Source organism: Pantoea sp. BR_17 (genome assembly GCF_041955125.1).
Classification (GTDB): domain Bacteria; phylum Pseudomonadota; class Gammaproteobacteria; order Enterobacterales; family Enterobacteriaceae; genus Pantoea; species Pantoea stewartii.
The window spans coordinates 38,313-57,636 of the sequence record NZ_JAVAXT010000018.1 but is presented as its reverse complement, the minus strand read 5'-3'; the positions used below and the strand labels follow the sequence as shown (position 1 = coordinate 57,636).

General features: G+C 51.1%; 14 protein-coding genes. 10 read left to right on the top strand and 4 right to left on the bottom strand.

Going from position 1 to position 19,324, the window contains the following annotated elements:
* Nucleotides 1–22: 22 nt before the first annotated feature.
* Both RAC60_RS21500 and RAC60_RS21495 read left to right on the top strand, forming a co-directional pair.
* Nucleotides 23–592: an NTP transferase domain-containing protein gene (locus RAC60_RS21500; RefSeq protein ID WP_058702505.1), complete on the top strand. Its 570-nt coding sequence runs from the start codon at nt 23–25 to the stop codon at nt 590–592.
* On the top strand, nt 589–1,560 hold the full coding sequence (locus RAC60_RS21495; RefSeq protein WP_054634046.1) for an XdhC family protein: 972 nt from the start codon (nt 589–591) through the stop codon (nt 1,558–1,560). The genes RAC60_RS21500 and RAC60_RS21495 overlap by 4 nt, the downstream gene beginning before the upstream one ends.
* 48 nt (nt 1,561–1,608) lie before the next feature.
* Here the strand turns inward: RAC60_RS21495 and RAC60_RS21490 are convergent, their stop codons facing one another.
* Complete coding sequence (locus RAC60_RS21490) at nt 1,609–2,742, bottom strand: ABC transporter substrate-binding protein (RefSeq protein WP_058702506.1); 1,134 nt, start codon at nt 2,740–2,742, stop codon at nt 1,609–1,611.
* Nucleotides 2,729–4,858 (bottom strand): TonB-dependent siderophore receptor, encoded by a 2,130-nt coding sequence (locus RAC60_RS21485; protein ID WP_375094307.1) that lies wholly within the window; start codon nt 4,856–4,858, stop codon nt 2,729–2,731. Before RAC60_RS21485 ends, RAC60_RS21490 begins: the two co-directional genes overlap by 14 nt.
* A 490-nt stretch (nt 4,859–5,348) precedes the next feature.
* Between RAC60_RS21485 and RAC60_RS21480 the strand changes: the two genes are divergently transcribed.
* The 5 genes from RAC60_RS21480 to RAC60_RS21460 all read left to right on the top strand — a co-directional run bounded on the left by RAC60_RS21480 (nt 5,349) and on the right by RAC60_RS21460 (nt 11,022).
* Entirely contained in the window at nt 5,349–6,227 is an 879-nt protein-coding gene (locus RAC60_RS21480) for a MurR/RpiR family transcriptional regulator (protein ID WP_375094306.1), read from the top strand.
* Nucleotides 6,228–6,523: 296 nt separating this feature from the next.
* On the top strand, nt 6,524–8,497 hold the full coding sequence (locus RAC60_RS21475; RefSeq protein ID WP_375094304.1) for an autotransporter outer membrane beta-barrel domain-containing protein: 1,974 nt from the start codon (nt 6,524–6,526) through the stop codon (nt 8,495–8,497).
* Between the two features lie 229 nt (nt 8,498–8,726).
* Nucleotides 8,727–9,599, top strand: coding sequence for a 23S rRNA pseudouridine(2604) synthase RluF (gene rluF, locus RAC60_RS21470; protein ID WP_375094302.1), 873 nt, complete (start codon nt 8,727–8,729; stop codon nt 9,597–9,599).
* 8 nt (nt 9,600–9,607) lie between these two features.
* Nucleotides 9,608–10,129, top strand: coding sequence for a GrpB family protein (locus RAC60_RS21465; protein WP_375094301.1), 522 nt, complete (start codon nt 9,608–9,610; stop codon nt 10,127–10,129).
* 221 nt (nt 10,130–10,350) lie between these two features.
* Nucleotides 10,351–11,022 (top strand): hypothetical protein, encoded by a 672-nt coding sequence (locus RAC60_RS21460; RefSeq protein ID WP_033742365.1) that lies wholly within the window; start codon nt 10,351–10,353, stop codon nt 11,020–11,022.
* A 44-nt stretch (nt 11,023–11,066) separates the two neighbouring features.
* Here RAC60_RS21460 and RAC60_RS21455 read toward each other — a convergent pair whose 3' ends face one another.
* The gene (locus RAC60_RS21455) at nt 11,067–12,839 is read right to left on the bottom strand and encodes an EAL domain-containing protein (protein ID WP_058702511.1); all 1,773 of its coding nucleotides are present in this window, start codon (nt 12,837–12,839) and stop codon (nt 11,067–11,069) included.
* 669 nt (nt 12,840–13,508) lie between these two features.
* On the opposite strand from RAC60_RS21455, the gene RAC60_RS21450 reads away from it, so the two are divergent.
* Together RAC60_RS21450 and RAC60_RS21445 are read left to right on the top strand one after the other, a co-directional pair.
* Entirely contained in the window at nt 13,509–14,702 is a 1,194-nt protein-coding gene (locus RAC60_RS21450) for a diguanylate phosphodiesterase (RefSeq protein ID WP_054634040.1), read from the top strand.
* A gap of 448 nt (nt 14,703–15,150) precedes the next feature.
* Nucleotides 15,151–15,921, top strand: a complete 771-nt coding sequence (locus RAC60_RS21445; protein ID WP_375094299.1) for a DeoR/GlpR family DNA-binding transcription regulator — start codon at nt 15,151–15,153, stop codon at nt 15,919–15,921.
* Nucleotides 15,922–16,433: 512 nt separating this feature from the next.
* Here the strand turns inward: RAC60_RS21445 and RAC60_RS21440 are convergent.
* Complete coding sequence (locus tag RAC60_RS21440) at nt 16,434–16,673, bottom strand: hypothetical protein (RefSeq protein ID WP_058702512.1); 240 nt, start codon at nt 16,671–16,673, stop codon at nt 16,434–16,436.
* 823 nt (nt 16,674–17,496) lie between these two features.
* On the opposite strand from RAC60_RS21440, the gene RAC60_RS21435 reads away from it, so the two are divergent.
* On the top strand, nt 17,497–19,263 hold the full coding sequence (locus RAC60_RS21435) for a GGDEF and EAL domain-containing protein (protein WP_058702513.1): 1,767 nt from the start codon (nt 17,497–17,499) through the stop codon (nt 19,261–19,263).
* Nucleotides 19,264–19,324: the final 61 nt, after the last annotated feature.

Below are 19,324 nucleotides of genomic sequence, written 5' to 3'. Positions count from 1 at the left end.
ACATGCGAAGGAACGCGCTGAGATGAAAACGGCCATTGTATTAACGGCGGCAGGGATGGGCCGCCGGTTTCGGCATGCCAGTGGCGAACATAAGCTACTGACGGCGTTGAATGGCAAAGCCGTGCTGAAACATACGCTTGACCAGGCGAGGGCGAGCGGAATGGAGGTGGTCGTGGTATCGCGTCCCGAAGACGTGGCCATTCATTCTCTGCTAGGTGATGCGATGCGGGTGTTATGTGCCAGCGCAGGGCTGGGCGAGTCGATAGCGGCGGGCGTCAGTGCCTGCACGGATTATGATGGCGTGATCGTGGCGCTGGGCGATATGCCGTGGCTTACCGCTGCAAGCTACAGGGCGGTAAACAGGGCGTTAACCACGTATCCGCTGGTGCGTCCCTGGGTTGACGACCGAGCTGGTCATCCCGTGGGTTTTTCGGCCGCTTTTTTCCCCGCGCTGCGCCAGCTGACCGGTGATACTGGTGCGCAGCAACTGTTACAACATCATCCTGTACATTACGTGCCACTTAGGGATCGCGGTTGCCTGGAGGATGTTGATTATCCGGATGATTTACGGCGAATGAGGTGCAGTCCATGATGACGTTAGATCAACGAGTGATTGAAACGGCATTAGGCTGGCATCATGCGGGACGGGCCGTCTGGCTGTGCACTGTGTTGCAGACCTGGGGCTCTTCACCGCGCGCACCTGGCACGATGATGGTGATCAGTGACAGTGGAGAAGGATGCGGCTCGCTTTCCGGCGGCTGTATAGAAGAAGACTTTCTGGCACGGCTGGCTGAGGGGCATTACCGCATCCACAGTCAGGTTGTCCGTTATGGTGAAGGCGGAAGGCAAACGCAGGTGCAGTTGCCCTGTGGCGGTAGCCTCGACGTGCTGGTGGAATATTTGGTTGCCGATAACGACAGCGGCCAGATGTTACAAGCGATGCATCAGGCTTTGCGTGGCAAAACACGACTGCTCAAAACGGTCACTGTGAGCAAACGTGCCACCTGGCAAACTATGGCGATGACGGCGGCGCTGCCGGTGCTTCGTTATCAGCATCCAGAGGTCGTGTTACCGGTTGGTGCCGTCCCGGAATTGCTGGTGGCAGGTTACTCTACCGTGGCCTTTGAGTGCATCCGGCTGGCACAAATCCTGGGCTTTCATGTTCGGGTATGTGAGCATCGCTCAGAGATGTTAAGTGAGCTGGAAGGTCATTTTACGGGCCAGGATACGATTACGATCGTCCCTCAGCATCCCGCGCGCTGGCTGGAGCTCAACGGTGCGCATGCTGCGGTAGCCATCGTCTCATTAACCCACGATCCGCGCATAGATGAGCTAACCATGATGGAAGCGGTCAACACTCATGCGTTTTACATTGGCATTATGGGGTCCGCTAAAAATACGGCCAGGCGCAAGTCGCGTTTACAGACCATTGCAGGGTTGGATAACGATGAGCTCGCACGGATCATTGCGCCTGTTGGTCTGGCTATCGGAAGTAAAACCCCCGCGGAAATCGCGCTGTCTGTCATGGCCGACATCGTACGGGTAAAAAATCACTGTTAAGACGTTGCGTTGTCCGGCGTCACCATTACGCCGCCGGACAATCCGTGATCAGGTATTGGGTGTCAGCTGACAGAAATAGGTGCCGGAATACGGAACCGGCAGAAAATCAGTAAACAGCTGGCGCAGCGTTTTTTCAGGATCAATATCGTTAAAGAGCGCGGGATGAAGCGTTTTGGCAAAAAATTCTGCCGCAACAACGTGCCAGGGGCTGAGGTAAAAATTATGCCACAGGGCCGCCGCGTGGCCGTCCTGCAACGCACGCAACGACTTCAGGCCCGTTTGTTGCGCGGTCAGTTGCCGCAGCGAGGCGCGCGTTTCAGCCTGCGTGATGGCAGGGCCAATACGCAAATCGGACGTATCATTACGATCGCCGCTGCCCGTTGCAAAATAGAAGTCCGGATTTGACGCAATCACCGTTTCTTCATTCAACCGGCCGAAAACGCCGGAAACCGTTTTGCTGGCAATGTTTTCGCCGCCGGCAAACGCCAGTATCTCACCAAGGCTGCCGTTTACCGACGTCACACAGCATTCATTTCGACGTCCCAGATGCAACTGCAGAAGTACGGTGGGCTTCTTCCCGCGAAACTGAGCGAGGCGCTGCGCAAGGGTCTGCATATGTTGCTGATAAAACGCATTAAAAGCCGAGGCTCGCTCACCCTGATCGAGCACCTCTCCCAGAATGGCTACGCTGCGGGTCGTATTTTCAAGGAGATGCACCCGCAGGTCGATTTTCACGACCGGGATATGCGCGGATTTCAGGACGCGCTCCAGCCGTTGTCCGGCCTCACTGCTGCGCGCCAGTGCCGGCAAAATTACCACATCGGGTTGTAATGCGATCACCTTCTCAGGGTTGATGTCATTTGATCCCTCCTGACCTAATGACGCGATATGCTGCATCTCAGGAAACTGACGCGCGAAAATATCCCATGTCTGACGATCGTACTTTTTCAGATCCTCGGGCCAGCCGACCAGCCTTTTGAAAGGGTTGCCGGGCTCCAGCAGTGCGTAGGTGTAAAGCATCCGGCTTTCGCCCAGCACAATACGCACAGGATGGTCGGGAACGGTGACCTTATCGCCGTTGATATCGGTGATGGTTTTGCCCCAGACCAGGCTACTGAAGGTGACAGCCAACAGCAGGAGCGTTCGTAGCAGGCTGCGCTTACAGAAATCAGAATTCAACACGGGCTTGTACCATCAGGTTGCGGGTTTCACCTTCACGTACGCGCAGGTTTCCGCCGCTCGACGTGTAATAGTGTTTATTAAACAGGTTATTCAGATTCAGTCGTATCTGTGTTTTCTTGCCCAGCAACGCGTTGTTCCAGGCAATAAAGCTGTCCGCTACGACATAATCCGGTAAGGTAAAACTGTTGTCAGGATCGCCAGCACGACTGCCAACATAGCGGGCGCCGCCGCCGACGCGAAAATCACCGGGCACGTTGCTGACGATCAGATTATGGCTCAGGTAAAGCGCACCGGACTGCTCTGGTGCGTTCTGAAAGCGATTGCCATTATTCGCCGGGTTAATCCGGTCATCGACAATTTCAGCGTTGTCATAGCTGTAACTGGCACTGACATCCCAGTTCTGGACCACATCACCATTAAGCTCAACCTCAACGCCCTGCGAGCGCGCCTTGTTGATCGGACGGTTAGTACCGTTGATGTTCAGTGTCATCCGCTTTTCATCGATTCTGTACAGCGCCAGCGAGGCGAAGAGGCGCGGAGAAAGTTGCCATTTGCTGCCAACCTCCCAGGTGGTGCCCTGCTCAGGCTTACTGACGTTTCCTTCATCGTCGACATCCGTCGATGGGGTGAACGATTTACTCATGCTGGCATAGAGCGAAACATCCGGTGTAATTTTGTAAATCAGTCCGGTTTGTGGCAGGAAGGTATTTCCCTCATCATTCAGCGTTTCAACGACCGGATTAAATCCTTTTGACGCGCGTTGTTCGTAATGTTGATAACGTCCGCCAATGACCGCAATCCAGTCTGGAGTAAGCGAAATACTGTCTTTCAAATAGACCGAACGGCTGTGGATACGGTTAAGGTTGTTAGCATTTGCCGTATTTTCGGTTGTGCTGTCGGTTACCGGTGACAGCAGGTCATAAGTGGGGTTGAGGTAGTTAAAGCGGCGGTCATTTTTGCCCTGATACTGGTGCGCCCGGTACGTCTGGTTCATTTCATAATCCGTACCGAAGACCAGCGCATGCGCCATGCCGAATATCTCCGGATTCCCCAGGACGTCCCACGACAGATATTTGGTTTGCTGATTAAATCCGCGATTGGCATCGGCGCGCCGGGTAACCACGCCGGTAGCAGGATTAATCGCCGTGACCCGAACTTCGTTATTGTCATAACGGCGCTGATTCCAGCCAAGCGTCAGGCGCGTGCTCCAGCTGTCGTTGAACTGCCAGTCGTAATGCGCGTTCAGTGCCTGATTACGTCCCCAGGCATGATTCGCTTTGTCATCCAGTCGCTGTTTGTAACCGACATCGAGTGGTGCGCCATTAATAAAAGCGGTACCGCGATCGTAAGGAATGTCATAACGATAGTCGCTGTAGCTGACCAACAGGCTGGCTTTCTCACCGTACCATTGCAATGACGGTACGAGCAGAGAATGCGCATCACTGCCAAAATTGCGCCAGTAATCCTGACGCTGCTTCTCTGCGATGAGCCTGAAAGCAAAACCATTACCCAGCGGGCCGGTGACATCGAGCGTACCGGCTCCACCACCTTCACTTGCGTAGCGCCCACTGACGGAAGACTGCCATGAATAGCGTGGTTTTTTGCTGATGACATTGATGATACCGCCCGGATTTTGAATGCCATAGAGCAGAGATGCCGATCCCTTGAGTACCTCAACCCGCTCCGTGGTCGCATCCAGATTTAACCCCTGGCTGCTTCGTATACCATCGCGATATATCGAGCCATCAGAATTGCTACCGAAGCCACGGCGAACGAAACCGTCCTCTGTTCCTGCCAACGTGTTGGCTTCCGCAACACCACTGACGAAGCGCATCGCATCGCTCAGATTGCTGACCTGATAATCATCAAGCTGCTGTTGTGTCACGGTACTGACAGACTGGGCCTCGTCGAGACGCGCCGTCGGCATTTTACTGCCAACGCTGCTGGTGGTGGCTGCATAGCCCTCTTCACGGTCAGCATCGCTGGTGACGGTGACGGTATCATCCCCGGTGGCGGCAAGGCTGTTACCGGCCGGAAGCCAGGCGCTGGAACAGATCGCCACTATTAAAGCCTGCTGAAATCTGAGGTTCTTACTCTCGCCTGGACGTGTTTTCATTATATTTTTTCGCTGATCATCAAAAACAAAATAAACGTAAAGGCCACGTTAAACGTGGGGGTTTTTCGCCTTCAGGCGGAGGTTTTTGCGTCCGTCCTGGTAGGCTGTTTTGTAATTGAGAATCATTCAATCATTGAGTAATGTAGTAGTAAATATAAAAACATTTATTTTTACTACATTTCCAGGAGAGTGTATTAACAATGATTTAACTGTTTTTATATTGTTAAGTCATTAATTTTCATGAATTAAAAAACTTATTCTGGCGAAGTGTATCCAGGTGAAGAAGCATAACCTTGCTGTTCGTGAGGGAGAAAAGGCTTGCTGACTACAGCCGGGCGAGACATGCTTAGCGCAGGCGAAGCAAGAACAGTATCGTCGAAGGGAATTACCCTGTCAGGTTCACACATTATCGTTCAGGATTTAACGGGGGCGTGAGAGTGTTTCATCTCATCGGTGTTTTTAACAGTAATCAGCGGGACAGGCTTCCTTGATGCAGGCCAGAAGTCGTACAGATATATTGGGCGAGCGTTTGCGTTTGCGGGAACAGCAACTCTCACCCCGCCTGCTGGCTGTTGCACATTATCTTCACACCAACCGGGAAACGGTTCTGGATAGCACTGCCATGGATATCGCCCGCGCGAACAACACATCGGATGCGACCGTGATTCGCGCCATTCAGGCGCTGGGTTTTTCAGGACTGCGCGATTTGAAAAACGTCCTTCAGGCCTGGTTTGGTCCCGGCCTCTCTTCAGAAGAGAAAATGCTGAGCACCGTCAATGCTATGACGCGGGATGTTTCGTCGTCGATAGACTTCGTATTGCAGGGGCATCTCCATGCGTGTCAGGTACTGGCCTCTGAGCAAAACCGCCAGGCGCTGGCCGAAGCGACGGGGTTACTGAGTGAAGCCCGCCAGGTGGCCGTTTTCGGGATTAACGCCTCGGGTATTCTGGCTGACTACACCGTCCGCCTGTTAAATCGCATCGGTTTGCCAGCCTTCTCACTTAACCGTTCAGGTATTGCGCTGGCGGAACAGATGCTGGCGCTGCAACGGGGCGATGTGCTGATCATGATGGCGCAAAAGTCGGCACATCGCGAAGGAACAACAGTGGTGCGTGAGGCCAAAAGGCTGGGCATTCCGATAATTCTTCTCACCCATGCGACCGACGCCTTCTTTGCCCGGGAAGCGGATGTGGTTATTGACGTGCCACGCGGCGGGGAAAAAGGGCGCATCCCGTTACACGGCACAGTGATGGTTTGCCTTGAAATGTTGATTCTCTCGGTGGCCGCTTCCCTGCCAGATCGTACGACTAAGACCATGAAACGGCTACAGGATTTCTACCGTGGTCTTAAGCCTGCCATAAAAAAATAAATCCTTCGTTCAGATGTCACACGACAAGAGGAGAGTTGAGCCAGTACATGGCTGGCGCAGCTTAACGCTTTCGCTCACCCTGCATCGCCTGGATGTGTTTCCTCAATACCCGGCGTGATCGGGTTTGCAAAAGTGGCTGACACTTTTCGGAATGGCTTAAAAATTTTTCGTTTTTGCGAACTCACGTCAGCTTTCGTCTGGAGCGTTCTTCAATCTGCGGCTATTACTCAGCCGTGATGTTTATTTGCTGTTCTTTTGATTTATCCATCCTTGTTATTTCCTGAACGGAGCTGGTCATGAAGAAAAATCGTGCATGGTTTCCTGTGTCGTTCGTCGCGCTTGCCATCCTGGTAAGCCCACCAGCGGTGATGGCCTGGGACAGTCTTACCGTATTTGGCGACAGCCTGAGTGATACAGGCAACGTCGGCCGTTTTACCTACGATTCTGCCAGTCATCCACTCTATGATGAAATCATCGCCCGTGACGCGGGACTGATGCTGCAGTCGTCCTCTCAGGGCGGGAGTAATTACGCGGCAGGCGGTGCTGTGGCGGTGCCTGCTCTCAATCCGCAGTTTAATACCCAGGATCAGGTTGCCCGCTATCTGTCGTCAACGAATGGCCGGGCCGATTCCAACGGGCTCTATATTCACTGGATCGGCGGGAATGACCTGGCCGCTGCCACGCTCATTCCCAGCCCCTCGTTGGCGCTTTCTCTGGTTGACAACAGCGCCGGTGCGGCCGCCAGCCAGGTCAGCGCGTTACTGAATGCGGGCGCTGGTACGGTGATAGTGCCAACCGTGCCGAATGTCGGTGCGACGCCTGCCCTGATAGAAGGAATACTTCAGGGGGCCGGTTCCGCAGCGGTGGCGGCGGCGTTTCAGTCACTGAACGCGGCGACCACGTTCACTACGGCGGAACGGCAGCAGGCTATCCAGACGGCTTTCGGTCAGGCCGCTGCGCAGCTCTCTGCCATACCGGCGGTTCGTGACCTGATCGCACAACAGCTGTTCGCCACCTGGCAGCAGTTAAGCGATCAGGCGGCTTCTCTGACGGCCCGTTACAATCAGCAGGAAGAAAACGCGCTGGCGGCTGCACAGGGGAATATTGTTCGGGTCGATATTAATGGGCTTTTTAATGAAGTGATCGCCAGTCCGGCGCTTTATGGTCTTACTAACACCGCAGGCATGGCCTGTCCACCGGGCACCTCTTCCGCCGTCTGTACTTCGTCGACAGCGGGTTTCTCATCGCAACAGACTTTTTTGTTTGCCGATCGTCTTCATCCCAGCCCTGCGGTGCATGCCCTGATTGCTGACTACATTCAGTCAATCCTGGATGCACCAGCCCAGGTCGCGGTACTGACGCAGGCACCGCTGTCGATGCTGCAGGATGTGCATAACACCCTGGACAGTCATCTCCAGCAGCAGCGCAGGCAACCCGCTGAAGCCGGAGAATTCACCGTGTTTGGCGGTTACGCCGGTCAGCACGCGCGCAACAAAAGTGATGTTTTTAATGATGGCGACACAGATACTGCAAACCTGTCAGCCGGCATGGGTTATCAGCTGACCGACAACCTGCAGGCAGGGGCGTTGCTGTCAACGGCCAGCCAACGACAGCATCCCTCTGAACGTTATTATTACCGGCTGCACGGCAACATGGTGGCACTCTGGAGCCAGCTACAACTGATGGACAGACTGTGGGTCAACGCCGATATCCATTATGCGGATCTGGATTACGACAGCATTGAACGTCAGATAAAACTTGGCCCTGCGGTCCGCACTGAACAGGGCAGCAGTAGTGGAAAGCTGATGGGCACGCGGGTTCAAACCGGTTGGGATTTTCCCTTAAACGAGACGATTACCACGGGGCCTGTTGTCAGCTATGCGCTGGATTATGTGCGGGCCGACGGTTATCAGGAACGCGGCGACAGCAGCAGTGCGATGCGTTTCTCCGATCAAACACGGCATTCACAAACTGGCGCAGTGGGGTGGCGCATTGATACCCAGGGATTAGGAATCAATCCCTGGGCACAGGTCAGTTATAACCATCAGTTTGGCGACACGGATACATCGGTGAGTGCAGGTCTGAAATCGACACGAACGGCTTTCCGACAAAGCCGTTCGAATCAGGATAAAGACTGGACGGATATAGCTGTAGGGGCCAATGTCCCCATCGGCGACGCGGTTAGCGCTTTTGCCGCTGTGTCGACGGTGGCGGGCGCGCGTGATTATCATGAGATCACCTGGAACCTTGGCATGAGCGCGCGGTTTTAGTACCTGCCCGGTGCAGAGCTATGGGCGTCGCATCGATCAGGCCCGGGTCAGCGCCATCGAAAAAGGCGCGGGACGAGACTGATGTGTCACGTCGTCTGCCTGCACTTTCAGGTTCAAAACGCAGAGGATATGGCCTGATTTTACTGGCCGATGAAGGGGCCAAAAGTTTAATGCCTTCTGCTTCGCAAGCGAGAGCGGGTAAGGTATAGTGCGCGTTTTTGGAGGAACCATGCTGACGCATTCATCAACACGACTCAATAAATACATCAGTGAGAGCGGAATCTGCTCTCGCCGCGATGCCGATCGCTTTATCGAACAGGGCAACGTTTTTATCAATGGTAAACGCGCAGCCGTTGGTGCCCAGGTTTTTGCTGGCGATGTCGTAAAAGTGAATGGTCAGCTGATTGAGCCTCGTGATGAAGATGATTTGGTGCTGATCGCGCTGAATAAACCCACAGGCATTATCACCACAATGGAAGAGGGCGAACGCGATAACATCAGTGATTTTGTTAATCACAGTAAACGCGTTTTTCCCATCGGTCGTCTCGATAAAGATTCACAGGGACTTATTTTCCTGACCAATCATGGCGATCTGGTCAATAAAATTTTGCGTGCAGGCAATAACCACGAAAAAGAATATGTCGTCACTGTTGATAAGCCCGTTACCGATGAATTTATTGCCGGTATGGCAGCCGGCGTTCCCATGTTGGGCACGGTAACCAAAAATTGCAAAGTGAAGAAAGAAGCACCCTACGTGTTTCGTATTACGCTGGTACAGGGGCTTAATCGGCAGATCCGTCGTATGTGCAAACACTTTGGGTATGAAGTCACCAAACTGGAACGCACGCGCATTATGAATGTAAATCTCAAAGGTATTCCTTTGGGTGAATGGCGCGATCTGACGGATGATGAATTAATCGAACTGTTTAAGTTGCTCGAAAATTCCACTTCTGATGACAAATCGACAAAAAAGACGCCGCAGAGAAAATCTCCTGCAAAAAAACCAGGGAATAGCCAACCTAAATCGGGCGTAAAAGCTGATGATAAGCCCGCTTCACGCAAGCGATTTACGCAGCCGGGTCGCAAGAAAAAAGGGCGCTAAAAAGCGAAATGATAAACGGGCGTCAGATAATCGTGAGTGAGTATTGCCCTGAATGGGCGAATCATTTCTCTGCTGAGGCGGCTGTGTTAGTGGCGAGATTGGGTAAACACCTTGTCGCTATTCATCATATTGGTAGCACTGCGGTGCCAGGATTAGCGGCCAAACCGATCATCGATATTTTGCTGGAAGTGATTACTCATGATTCGTCTGACATTACGTCAGCGTTGTGCGCCTCTGGCTATCAGGCGCGTGGCGAAAACGGTATGCCAGGAAGACGCTATTATACCAAGGGCCTTCAGGGCCGCCGTACGCATCACGTCCATGCTTTTATCCAGGGCAGTCCAGATATCATCCGGCATCTGGCGTTTCGGGATTATTTGCGAAAATATCCAGACATCCGCGACAGCTATGCGGCAGTGAAATACGCCGCGCAACGTGACTGCCGGGGGGAGAGTAACGTTTACTGTGAATTAAAAAATGCGTTTGTTCAGACCCATCAGCAACGCGCACTAGCCCTCTATCCCTTCTGAATTATCTCTCTGAACGCGTCTTTATTTTCCTTTTGCAAAATTTAGCCTTGCCTGCACATTCAATGATGCAGCCTGATGCTTATGGCTACAGACGGCATCACAGAACGATAAGTAAGACGGTGCCCAAAAGGAAAGCGCAACGTCGCATAATCAGATGACGGCACCTTTTCAGTAGTAAAATGGCATGGCAGGATACGCTAAATTACAAAGGAGTGGGCCTGATGTTACTGAAAGGTATGAATGATCCGTTGTTCAAAGCGTATCAGCATCCCAAAGCAAGGCTAATGATAAGTCGTTTCAGAGGATTAGCCGGTGACCGGCGGCTTAGCGACTGGCAGGTATTTTGTATTCTGGTCAACGGTTTTACTAACTACTGGTATGTGCATTCAGGCAATTTCACCATCAATGTCACCTTAACCAAGACGCGTCAGTTCGATTTTATGCAGGATTTTTTGCATTTCACGGTGACGCTGGATGGTCTGTTAAGCGACGAGAATTTCCGCTGTCCCGACTTTATTTTGCCCCATTATGATGTGCCTTATGAATTTTGCCGTTGGCGGAGTAAACGTGGCTACGATTCGCAAACCACCTATGTGGGCAAACATGGTGTGAAGTCCCACAAAGGCCTGTTCATTGCAACTCATGATCCGATCAGGGATGAATATCAGATGAAATGGGAAGGCATTATTACGGTTTTTGATAAAGCCTTTTTTAAAATGGGAAACTTCAACACCACCTGCGATTTTTTAATCAACGATATTACCAAGACTATCCATGAGGGCGTGGTGAAACATCTGAGCCTGTATCGCGATCTGTACCATTATCTGTTTCCCTCACCCACAGAAGCGCGTATCCAGGCTCGTGATACGAAACGCCATCTGGCCAGAAAATAAATACCAGCAGGATAGTCCACGAGTACAGAACGGGGAGAAAACGCTTATCCCGGTAACTTCCATTTCAGCCAGGGATCGAGTTCCGTTTCTGTCATAGGTTTAATGTTGAAATATTCATAGGTAGCCTCACTGTTATCTGAGGTGACCACAGAGGCGGGACGATCGCTGTGGGCTAAAACAAGGAGGTTGAGCTCTTTGAGCGTCGTAAAAATACTGTGTGCGATAAGTCGGGAAGTAATATTTGCATGAATTTGGTTGGCCAGTGTTTTATCCAGTTTTATAACATCAGGCGGCATCCCGCGCAGATAGCGTATTTTGCGATAGCCTTTCGCGATATATTCCCATGTCATTGTGAATCCCATACGTCTTAGCATTTCCAGGCCCAGCATGGCTGAGGGGCTGTCAATGATATGCTCTTTTTGAACGATTTTGATGACCAGCATTGACACAGGTAAGGTTGCCTTAAGCATTTTTTCCGCCAGCTTTTCTGCAAACGCCCGATCTGTCACATCCCGCTCATGAATACTGATTGTGACAGGTAACTGAATAGGATGATTACGTAGACGTTTAAGCCGGGCAATAGTGCTGTCAATCAGCCAGGTCGTGAGTGTTGTGCCCAGCTCAGTCCCAACGGCCAGTGAAGTAAAGTTATCGGCTGCCAGCTCTCCACGTTGGGGATGATGCCAACGGATCTGCGCTTCGAGGCCAACCGGTTTACCACTGAGCAAGCACACGTTGGGCTGGAAAACCAGATACAGTCCCTGGTTGCGCCGCAGCGCGTCTGCCAGATCACGCATTAAGGTGAAATCAGCGGGGGAACTCGCGTCTTTAATTCCATCACTAACAGCATCACACAGACGAACGGACGGACCGCTCACGCGTTCCAGCGCATTGACTGCCTGTCTGAGAGCGTCCTGGGGGAAGGTCTGGCCGGCGATAAAGTCGATCTGCGCGGTACAGGTCGCCAACGCCATAGTGAGGCCGTCGCCCATATCGGCATGAATCCCGTTTAACCGTTCCTCAACCCATTTTGCGCTAACGTGGCTTTCTGCACGGGTCAAAATCGCAAAGCGGCCAGTCGCGATCGTGTAAATCGACTCACCACTGGCAGGCCGAAGACGTAACCTTAACAGGGTGGCGACATCCTTAAGCAAGGACTCCAGCGACGCCATGCCCAGTGACCGGGACAGGTCGTAGGCGCGTGACATATCAATACAGTCGATAAGCACCAGACGGCGCAGTGCCGTGTCATTCAGCGTGGCAAGATGCAGAATGTCGCGAAAGAGACGTTCCCGATTGGCCATGCCGGTAACAGGTTCGATAAAGGCCGCCGAATGCCAGGCTTCAAGAAAGGCAACAACCAATCCAGCCAGTGACTCAATGATCTGTTTCTGCTGGTGGCTAAAAGTCCGTGGCACCGTATCCGTCAGGCATAGCGTTCCCAGTATCTGTCCATGAGCGTTTTTCAGCGGCGTACCGACATAAAAGCGAATATAAGGGGCATGGACAATCAAAGGGTGATGGGCATAACGCGGATCAAGCCGGGTATCGGGTGCAATGACCGTCGTATCACTTTCGACAACATGCCGGCATAAGGCCTGGTCGCGCGTCGTGTCACTCAGCTCGATATTGTAATTGGCACGCACACTATGCTTATCGTCATTTAAGACAGCGATATAACTTCCATTAATACCAACTAACTGACAGGCCAGACGTAAAAACTTTTTCAGCACCTCATCCCGGCCTCTGTCTGAGAAGCGCAGTGACTGTGTTGTTCTGGTGCGGTGATATTCCTTGTCGCCAGGTTCCTGAGCCATTGCCGCTCCTGCCCATATGCTGAATGATATTGCAAAAAATAATTGTACGTTGATTTTAAAAAATAAAAGCCAATCACTATAAAAGGCGAAAGCAATTAATGCGTTGCGATATTAAACCGTCATGGAATAACCGTTTACGTCCCGAATGAAGGCCGTTTATTTTTTGAGTTAATGCGTATTGATTAATACGGCAGGTGAGGAAAGAACAGAAACCCTGGAGCCTCGAACGAAGATTTTATTTTCGCTTACGCTTTTTTATAAGGCAAATTTCTGGCTGCGATACATTTCCCGACGTTCTCCGTGCGGCATGTCGGGCCGGCTTCAGGTGGATAAATCTGCAAACCCAGAAGCGCGGGTCACCGGCAGGTGGGTTAAAACCTTTTAAAACATAGAGTTAAAAAATAAATAAAAGCGCACTCATTAGCAGTTAAAAAATATCTCTTTTAAAAGAGGTCAGGGCAGTAATCGTTCCCCGCTGAAAAAGTAACGATAATTAATGAGAAGCCTATCCGGGTTTACTTTGTGTTATTTTGTCTTGCGCGCCATCACTGTTCCTCCCTGATGCAATTTAATGTAAATTATTGCGTCAGTCCGCGCACCGAGACCTGCATGTTAAAGGAATAACTGATAAGCTGACGACTACAATCACGTTGATGTTGGAGATGCCCTTTGCTGACCACAATAATTTATCGCAGCCATATCTCGGATGACGTTCCTGTTAAGACGCTACCCGGAATGGTGGATGATGCCAGCATACTGAATGCGTCTCATGATGTGACCGGTATTCTGTTGTTCAATGGCACGCACTTTTTCCAGTTACTGGAAGGCCCGGAAGAGGGCGTGCTTGCCATTTATCAGCGCATTTGTGCTGATCGACGTCACCATAACCTGGTCGAGTTGATGCGTGATTATGCGCCCTCGCGTCGGTTCGGTAATGCCGGCATGGAATTGTTTGATTTACGTGAGCATGATCGTTCCACTGTGCTTCAGGCGGTGCTGGATAAAGGCACGTCGAAGTACCAGTTAACTTATGCTGACCGCGCGTTGCAGTTCCTGCGTACCTTTGTTGAGGCGCGTGAGAAAGAGAATTACTTCGAGGTATTGCCCTCCGAATACTGGGAATTCATTCCGGAAAGCACCACTGCCAGCAAGGTGACGCCTTCGGTATCGGGTATTACTTTCCGTCCCGTCGTCGATCCGCTTGCCCGTCAAGTGACGGCGATTGAGGCGATAGCGGACGCACGGCTTCGTCGTACTGAACAGCGCGATTCGTCAAAGCAGTTACATGATGCCGATCTTGACGCGGTGATTACAGCGTTCAGGATGGCCGGGCGGGCCTGCCCGGACGAGATGACGCTGTATGTCAGTCTGCTGCCTATGACGCTGGTTGTCGTACCTGATGCGGTTCAGACCATTGTTGCGGCCATAAATGCTGCAGGACTGGTCCCTGAGCAGGTGGTCATTGGTGTCAGCGAAACGGAAGTTATTTCACGCGTGGAAGCTTTTTCGGTTGCCGTCAGGGAGCTTAAGGCTGCGGGCATCAGTCTGTCCGTCGATAATTTTGGTGCCGGTTCCGCCGGGCTCTCGTTATTGACACATATTCAGCCCGACCGGATTCGCATTGACTCAAGTATCACTTCCGATGTTCACCGCAGTGGTCCGAAACAAGCCGTGGTTCAGGCCATCATAAAATGTTGCTCTGCCTTAGAGATTACGGTCATTGCTGCCGGCATCGTGAAAGCGGAGGAGTGGATGTGGCTGGAAGCAGCGGGCGTGATTAATTTCCAGGGCAGTTTATTTGCTCCTTCAGGTGCGCTTCATTCAGACGCGGTGGCCTGGCCGGAATATCGAAGCGCGATGTAAGGTCCGGTTAATATTATATGTCACGATAAAGACATCGTATCACTCGCAGCAGGGACCGCTGCCGTTTTGATTGCGTCAGCAGTGCTCCAGATACCGCATTCAACCTGTCCCGACTTCACGCCTGAATCAGTCATCTCGCCTTTCACATCAAATTTTTACCGTCCTCGTTTCAGACGAAGTGGGACGAAACCTTATATTCATCTAAGAGCATTAACACGCCGTCGCTCGCTGAGAAGTCATGCTGAACAGAATGCTTTCGCGATGAGAGTATGCATGGCGCAGGAAAGCGGATCACCGTCACTTCAGTCGTGCAGTGAGGAATCCAAAGGTATTTACTCACCCGTGAGCTGAGTCAATCATCTTCTCAGTATTACCTGGACAGAAAAATCGCACTTTGCGATCATATCTGCATGATCCAAAAAAAGAAAACGCCCTGGTCAATGTGAAGATGAAAGAAAACAGTCGCTTAGAATCGATAATGAATTACCTGAAAGGAAATAATCTGGTAACGGTTGAACAGCTTGTTTCGGTCACAGGCGCTTCTCCTGCCACTATCAGGCGTGATCTGGTTAAACTCGATCAGGAAGGAGTGGTCAGCCGCACGCACGGGGGCGTAACGCTTAACCGCTTTATTCCATCGCAGCCGACCACGCTGGAAAAATCGTCACGGAATCAGCCTGAAAAACATGCTATTGCGCGCGTTGCAGCCACCTTCATTAAAGCAGGCGATGCTGTAATCCTTGATGCAGGGACGACGATGTTTGAGCTGGCCCGGCAAATTACCCATATGCCGCTACGTGTGATCACCAATGACTTACATATTGCGCTGTTCCTCTCCGAGTTTAAGCAGATTGAAGTAACCATCATTGGTGGGCGAATCGATGAAAGCAGCCAGTCCTGCATTGGCGATCACGGTCGAAAGATGCTGAACAATATCAATCCTGACATTGCTTTCCTGAGTGGTAATGGATGGGATATGACGAAAGGCGTGACATCGCCCACGGAAGAAAAAGCGGCTCTGAAACACGATTTGATCATCAATGCGAGGCGACGTGTTTTGCTGGCAGACAGTTCAAAATACGGTGCCTGGTCTCTTTTCAATGTGGTTCATCTGGATGCGCTGACGGATATTGTCACTGACGCTAATCTGGACGCAGACGTCAGGAAAGCGCTCCTGTCCAGCAGCGTGCCTACGTTGACTATCGCTCATCCTGCCTGAGTTGCCTGCATTATTTTGCCAGTAACAACTTACAAAAACTGATGGGCGCAGAAGCCGCAACGATGGGGCCCAGAGAAATGCGGTCAACCCGCGTTTTCTGACTCGCCCGGTGGCGGCTGAAAGCGGTGATCGCGTGTTGTGATGATTGGGTCTCGCTTAAATCACGCGCTTGTCGCATCACATCAGTGATTCAGTAAGTGCAGAGCCGGGACAAATGCTAACAACCACAATGGACGGCATCGGTATGCGTTGACGATGAAAAGTGACCGAATCGCTTATCTTTCTGCAGAGCGGGTGGTCACGCCACACGCATCATGGCAGCGCCAGGCAGTGTCTCGAATCAAACTAAACATGGATAGATGAAGTGTTGATGCTACAGGGTGAAGAGCAGGGCTGACTAAGGGAGGATCAGTGTGTAACATGAGTCTCGCAGCGTTGACATGAATGAAGGTGAACGGGGGCGTGCCAGGACGGGGATTTACAGATGTGTAAGTATGAATGCGTCACAACGGTTATTCTTCCATTGATGGTCTGAGGTAGAGCGGCGTATCGCCTTCTTCGTAGTGTTTCGGATGCCACACCATCGCGCCATTTTCATCGCCAATAAACGTCATACCTAATGGTTCAATGATCGCATAGGGCTGTGCGAACGCAGCACGGTAAACCCGTATCTCTTTCGCCATTGCCACAACCTGATCTGAAAATTCGTCGGGGTGGCTGAAAATGTAATTCAGTTGATCGTCAGTCAGCATACTTCATTTCCTGAGCAACCCAGACCTGCTGGCGCCAACTGGCAGGGTTGTTTAACCTGTTAATCGAGTTCAGCATTGGCATTGTTCCGCCAAGGCAATAAGTGTACCAATTATCAGCGTGTCAGCCCATCATTACCGTCAGGGCGTCGTTTAATAAGCGAAAAGAAAAGCTGTTCAGCATACCGTAGCCGGCGATAGCGGGCTAACGTCCATTTCCTTATGCTTTCAGCCAGAAGTCTGCTGACATTTATCGTGTCTGCAGACACTAAGATGCCTGAACTGTTCTGTATTCCTCGCGCCATCACGAAGCCCCCGACCGTGTTTGTTAATCTTTGCTTCCATAACTTTACATTTTGCATTTAATTAACGTCTGTGCCGTCAGGATGTTTTGCCATTATTAAGTTCTTATCTCTGACAGAAAAGCTTAAGTAATATTTCATAACGGCAGTCTTACAGGCGCGCAACAGGTAATAACTGAATGCGCATTCATTACTGAGAGAGGCAGCCTGTGGCAAGATGAAGCGTCGGGAGAAAAAACCGCTTAATGTGGACCAATACCCTTAATGGGGTAAGCTGATCGATTATTGTGCCTGAACATTGACAGCGATGTCGTCTCCTCACCAAAAGTGCCGCCTGCGTGTCGGGCATAACGCAGAACGTTGTGACATTTACGGTTAAAAATGACTTAAAACCTTTTCTTGCATGTTATACAGTCTCGCATGGCCTCTTGTTTGCTATAAATTGTCGGTCAATGTGGCGCTAAATATTTAAAATTAGGCTAAATTGTTTTCTGCGTTTTGCACCCGCACATGGGGAGGCTGTTGTGCACGATAATCAAAGTGGCAATGAAGAAAATCGTCTTAAAGCGGTTAAAGCACTTTTGTCACCTGATGTAACCAGGGATGAGGTGCTGGAAAAATTTGTACAGCTTGCCGCGCAGGCACTCGGCATTTCGGGCAGTTTTATCTCAATTATTGACGACAAAAATCAATACATTAAAGTTTCCCGCAACTTTAATCTTAAAGCGTCGTCACGTGATGTTTCCTTGTGTCGACATGTTATTGATGGCGACGGCCAACTGGTCATTCAGGATACACTGCAAGACAATCGGTTCTCTTTCCATCCGTTAGTGGAAGGCGAGCCGCATATCCGCTTCTATGCGGGTGTGTCATTATGTAATGTTGAAGGGTTGGTTCTGGGCACGTTATGCGTCACAGATACGCAACCCCATACCTTTAACGATGCGCAACTCGAAACCTTAAAGTCGTTAGCGAGGCTGGTCACCTCATTTCTGGATGCCTGGAATCTGGCCAGTTTTACTGACCTGATTACGCATCTTCCTAATCGCCCGCGGTTGTTGCGTGATATGCAGCAGCTGGCCGTGAGCAATCCTGATCGACGCTTCCGCCTTATTCTTATCGACTGCATTGATATTCCGCATGCTTATGAACTCTCGCGCACCTTTGGTATCGCGCCGGTAGAAAACCTGCTCCGGCAAATCGCCGGCCTAGTCAGTGCGCGCCTCGAACTTGAGTCCGATGATATGCTTTATTCATTTGCACCGGGTCGGTTTGCCCTCATCCAGCCCTATCTTGAAGGGTACACGGCACAAAGCACGATTGATGTTCTCAAGAATTTGAAGGCGGATTTAGCGGATAATATCACGATCGATATCGACGTTTATGCAGGTGAAACAGAGTTTGTTTCCCGAGAGATAGATGCCAATGAAATCGTTCGTCAGGCGGTAAGCGCACTGCATGAATGCATTTATCAGAATTGCGGTGCCATGACCTTCGATCATGCTTATGATTCGCGCCGCACGGATGATTTTCTCATCATGAATGATTTGGCACAGGCGCTGAAAAAAGACGAAGGTCTTTATCTGGCTTATCAGCCCAAAGTGTGTTTAAAAACCGGCAAAACCGTGGGGCTGGAAGCGTTGATCCGGTGGCATCACCCGGAACGAGGCGAGCTGTTCCCTGCCGATTTCGTTCCCCTGGCTGTAAAAACAAACCTGATCTCGGTGCTGACGGACTGGGTCATCGATCGTGTCATCGTTCAACTCAAAACGTGGAAACAGGAATATCAGTTAATTCCTGTCTCAGTTAACGTCAGTGAACGTGACTTTTCACGCCCCGGCTTTGCGGCAGATTTGGCCAGTAAAATGCAGGCTGCTGATTTGCCTACGTCCTTTATGGGCGTGGAGTGCCTTGAAAATGAACTCATTACAGAAAGCCATGTTGCTATAAACGGCCTGGAAGCGCTGAGAACCGAGGGGTTTGTTATCTCTCTGGATGATTTTGGCACAGGCTACAGCAACATCAGCTATTTACAGGAAATTCCCTTAGACGTTATCAAAGTTGATATGTCTCTGATTAACCGCATGGACAACGATCAGGCGTCCAGAGTGATTGTCAGAAGCATTATTCAGATGTTGAAGGAGCTGAATTATACGGTTCTGGCGGAAGGGGTCGAAACCGAAGCGACGCTGAGTCTGCTGAAGCAATATGGTTGCGACCAGATTCAGGGCTACTTTTTTTCTAAACCGCTGCCAGCCAGCGAGATTGAACACTGGCTGCTGCAAAAATAACCGGACCAGAAGGCGACAGTATTATCTGTCGCCTTATCCCTTTAAATGCTTCACCGCCGTC